Origin of the sequence: Pontibacillus yanchengensis Y32 (genome assembly GCF_000770635.1) — a bacterium.
GTDB lineage: Bacteria > Bacillota > Bacilli > Bacillales > BH030062 > Pontibacillus > Pontibacillus yanchengensis.
Genome location: NZ_AVBF01000131.1, coordinates 1 through 1,081 on the forward strand (window position 1 = coordinate 1; position 1,081 = coordinate 1,081).

At 51.1% G+C, this 1,081-nt stretch carries 8 tRNA genes and 1 rRNA gene; all 9 read right to left on the bottom strand.

Features of this window, described 5'->3' with window-relative positions:
* Positions 1-55: 55 nt before the first annotated feature.
* Positions 56-132: transfer RNA gene (locus tag N782_RS20410), tRNA-Pro, on the bottom strand.
* Between the two features lie 5 nt (positions 133-137).
* Positions 138-214 (bottom strand) — tRNA-Arg (locus N782_RS20415).
* A 21-nt stretch (positions 215-235) separates the two neighbouring features.
* Positions 236-325, bottom strand: a tRNA-Leu gene (locus N782_RS20420).
* Between the two features lie 13 nt (positions 326-338).
* Positions 339-413: transfer RNA gene (locus tag N782_RS20425), tRNA-Gly, on the bottom strand.
* Positions 414-425: 12 nt separating this feature from the next.
* A tRNA-Leu gene (locus N782_RS20430) sits at positions 426-510 on the bottom strand.
* A 13-nt stretch (positions 511-523) separates the two neighbouring features.
* Positions 524-599: transfer RNA gene (locus N782_RS20435), tRNA-Lys, on the bottom strand.
* Between the two features lie 23 nt (positions 600-622).
* Positions 623-698, bottom strand: a tRNA-Thr gene (locus tag N782_RS20440).
* Positions 699-705: 7 nt separating this feature from the next.
* A tRNA-Val gene (locus tag N782_RS20445) sits at positions 706-781 on the bottom strand.
* A gap of 10 nt (positions 782-791) precedes the next feature.
* Positions 792-907, bottom strand: a 5S ribosomal RNA gene (gene rrf, locus N782_RS20450).
* Between the last annotated feature and the right edge of the window lie 174 nt (positions 908-1,081).

Sequence of the window (1,081 nt, forward strand, 5' to 3'; positions counted from 1 at the left end):
TGACCTCCTGCGTGCAAAGCAGGCGCTCTCCCATCTGAGCTAAGGCCCCATCGAATGGTCGGGAAGACAGGATTCGAACCTGCGACCCCATGGTCCCAAACCATGTGCTCTACCAAGCTGAGCTACTTCCCGTATTATGGTGCGCCCGAGAGGAGTCGAACCCCTAACCTTCTGATCCGTAGTCAGACGCTCTATCCAATTGAGCTACGGGCGCTATTTTTTTAGGCAAATTAAATGGTACCGAGGGCCGGACTCGAACCGGCACGGTAGAAGACCTACCGCAGGATTTTAAGTCCTGTGCGTCTGCCAATTCCGCCACCCCGGCAAGGACTTTTAAATGGAGCGGAAGACGGGATTCGAACCCGCGACCCCCACCTTGGCAAGGTGGTGTTCTACCACTGAACTACTTCCGCATATTAAATTTATGGTGCGGGTGGAGGGACTTGAACCCCCACGTCAAGAGACACTAGATCCTAAGTCTAGCGCGTCTGCCAATTCCGCCACACCCGCTAAGTGTGTAAAGTGGTGAGCCATGGAGGATTCGAACCTCCGACCCTCTGATTAAAAGTCAGATGCTCTACCAACTGAGCTAATGGCTCACTGTTTCTAGTTTAGTAAATGATGGTGCCGACCGAGGGACTCGAACCCCCAACCTACTGATTACAAGTCAGTTGCTCTGCCAGTTGAGCCAGGTCGGCGTGAAAATGGTGGAGGATACTGGGCTCGAACCAGTGACCCCTTGCTTGTAAGGCAAGTGCTCTCCCAACTGAGCTAATCCTCCAAATATGAATGCCTGGCGGCGTCCTACTCTTGCGGGGGTGAAACCCCGACTACCATCGGCGCTGAAGAGCTTAACTTCTGTGTTCGGCATGGGAACAGGTGTGACCTCTTCGCCAAAACCGCCAGACTATGTAATGTGTTTCCCTCAATTTCAAGGACAAAATATATTATATTGTTCCTTGCGGAAAAAATCAAGGGGTTAATTGAATTTTTTTAAATGAAGGTAGTACCTTCAAAACTAGATAAGAATGAGACATCGAATCGTTGGTGCGCCTTCTCAGGTTCGAGCTCCAGCGACTGC